A 2,896-nucleotide genomic window follows, 5' to 3' on the forward strand; every position below is an offset into this window, starting at 1 on the left:
GAGTCGCCAACCAATCCGGAGGAGGTTCTGCGACTGGAACAGGGATTGAGCGAAGTGCTTCAGCGATGGCACGATGATCAAGCCGCCTCGTTTCTTTTCAGCAACCCAGGGATGTCCGCTAGACGGGGTGACCTCAACAGCATCGTGGCCGACGCTTTCGCAGCGGCCGGCTCTAGGCGCGCCGGAGTTGAGGCCGCCGCCCCGCCAGTGTTAGCTGCCAGCCAACAGCAGATCCGGCCCTCGCCGGATGCGCTTGACCAGGGCAACCACCTGGCACCCGAGTGGGCCATCATCAACAATGAACCTTCCACAGCGCTGTTGAGGCCAGGGGAGAGGCAGAGGGCCCTGAATACGCCGCAAGCCGCCATCCAGCAGCAGCTGAGCGAACTCGGCAATTCAGGCGGCCGCATGCCGATGCAGCCCCCCATGCAGCAGTTGGGTGGATTGCCATTGGAAGGGGTACCCGTTCAAGGGACAGGGTCCGAACACATCGGAAGGCTGTATGCGGAGGCCGCGCGCTCCGCATGGTCTGACCTCCCCGCTGCGATCGAGCACTCTATAAACGTTTCGTTCGCCGTCCCCAAAGGCTTCTCCCATGGGACCCAACGCGTCCCAGACGCGATGCTCCCTTTCTTGGGCCGCCATGACCTCTTGCCGGATGCGGGCCAGGCCTGGCAAGTGAGCTTTGAGCAGCACGTGGCCGAGCCTCGCCCAGGCGAACCGGCTCCCGTCGCGAGTGGCGCCCTTGATGCCCGCTATCCCGATCTGTCCGGCGAACACCGGGACCTTATTGATCGGGCGATCACTCACGTTGCGGCTCAGCAAAAATATAGCGAGAGCACGGTTCGAAGATACTCGAATGCGCTTCGCCGATTGGCGAATGATCTCGGCGCTCGCGGCCAAGCGACTGATTTAAAAAATCACGAAACCCTGGTCGATCACGTCGATGCTTTCTTTCCGAAAAACGTTGATATGAAGAGGGCGTTGAACGTCCTGCGTGCGTATCATGAGCCGGGCTATTCAGCTACTCCCGGGCCGCTGGTGGCCGTGCCCTCAAAGGCAGACGAGCATTTCTTGGAACAAGTGACCCGTGACAGCAGCTTGGCCTCAAGCAGCCGTGCTGTCTATCAGAGTAGTCTTCGCAGATTCTCTGAGGCGCTTGAGAGTCGGGGCCAGACGATCTCTGGGCTGGATCACGATTCGCGGATCGAATTCGCCGAGAGGTTGTTTCCAGGTAACGGCAATCTCCTCTCCGCGCTGCGACGGGTTCGCGATGCTGAGCCCGTGTCTGACGGGGTTGCCGAGGCGTTCCGGCCGCTGTTCGTGGCCGAGCCGCGCCGCGCCGATCCTGTCGCGAGTGGCGCCCGCGATGCTCGCTATCCCCATCTGTCCGACGAACACTGGGACCTTATTGATCGGGCGATCACTCACGCTGCGGCTCAGCAAAACTATACGGCGACGACAGTCCGAACATACAGGTACGCACTTCTCCGACTGGTGAACGATCTCGGCGCTCGTGGCCAAGCGACTGATCTAAAAAATCACCAATCCCTGGTCGATCACGTCGATGCTTTCTTTCCGAAAAACAATGATATAAAGGCGGCGTTGAGCGTCCTGCGTGCGTATCATGAGCCGGGCTATTCAGCTACTGTCGGGCGGCCAGCGCTGGTGCCCTCAGAGGCAGACGCGCATCTCTTAGAACAAGTGACCAGTGACAGCAGCTTGGCCTCAAGCACCCGTGCTGACTATGGTCGTAATCTTCGCAAATTTTCTGAGGCGCTTGAGAGTCGGGGCCAGACGATCTCTGGGCTGGATCACGATTCGCGGGTCAAACTCGCGGAGACGTTGTTTCCAGACAATAGCAATCTGATCTTCGCGTTGCGACGGGTGCGCGATGCTGAGCCCGTGTCAGCCGCGGTTGCCGAGGTGTTCCGGCCACTGTTCGATGATCGAGCTGACGAGTCGCCAACCAATCCGGAGGAGGTTCTGCGACTGGAACAGGGATTGAGCGAAGTGCTTCAGCGATGGCACGATGATCAAGCCGCCTCGTTTCTTTTCAGCAACCCAGGGATGTCCGCTAGACCGGGTGACCTCAACAGCATCGTGGCCGACGCTTTCGCAGCGGCCGGCTCTAGGCACGCCGGAGTTGAGGCCGCCGCCCCGCCAGTGTTAGCTGCCAGCCAACAGCAGATCCGGCCCTCGCCGGATGCGCTTGACCAGGGCAACCACCTGGCACCCGAGTGGGCCATCATCAACAATGAACCTTCCACAGCGCTGTTGAGGCCAGGGGAGAGGCAGAGGGCCCTGGATACGCCGCAAGCCGCCATCCAGCAGCAGCTGAGCGAACTCGGCAATTCAGGCGGCCGCATGCCGATGCAGCCCCCCATGCAGCAGTTGGGTGGATTGCCATTGGAAGGGGTACCCGTTCAAGGGACAGGGTCCGAACACATCGGAAGGCTGCATGCGCAGGCCGCGCGCTCCGCATGGTCTGACCTCCCCGCTGCGATCGAGCACTCTATAAACGTTTCGTTCGCCGTCCCCAAAGGCTTCTCCCATGGGACCCAACGCGTCCCAGACGCGATGCTCCCTTTCTTGGGCCGCCATGACCTCTTGCCGGATGCGGGCCAGGCCTGGCAAGTGAGCTTTGAGCAGCACGTGGCCGAGCCTCGCGGAGCCGATCCGGCTCCTGTCGCGGGTGGCGCCCGTGCTACCCGCTATCCCCATCTGACCGACGAAAACCGGGACCTTATTGACCAGGTGATCGGCCACGCTGCGGCTCAGCAAAAATATAGCGCGGAGACGGTCCGAATATACTCGTCTGCGCTTCGCCGATTGGCGAATGATCTCGGCGCTCGCGGCCAAGCGACTGATTTAAAAAATCACCAATCCCTGGTCG

The 2,896-nt window shown here is 61.0% G+C and carries 1 pseudogene; it reads left to right on the forward strand.

The annotated features are described in order from the left end of the window. A pseudogene (locus tag CK230_RS33930) lies at window positions 1–2,896 on the forward strand (hypothetical protein); the annotation flags it as partial.

It is taken from the genome of Mesorhizobium sp. WSM3859 (assembly GCF_002295065.1).
Classification (GTDB): domain Bacteria; phylum Pseudomonadota; class Alphaproteobacteria; order Rhizobiales; family Rhizobiaceae; genus Mesorhizobium.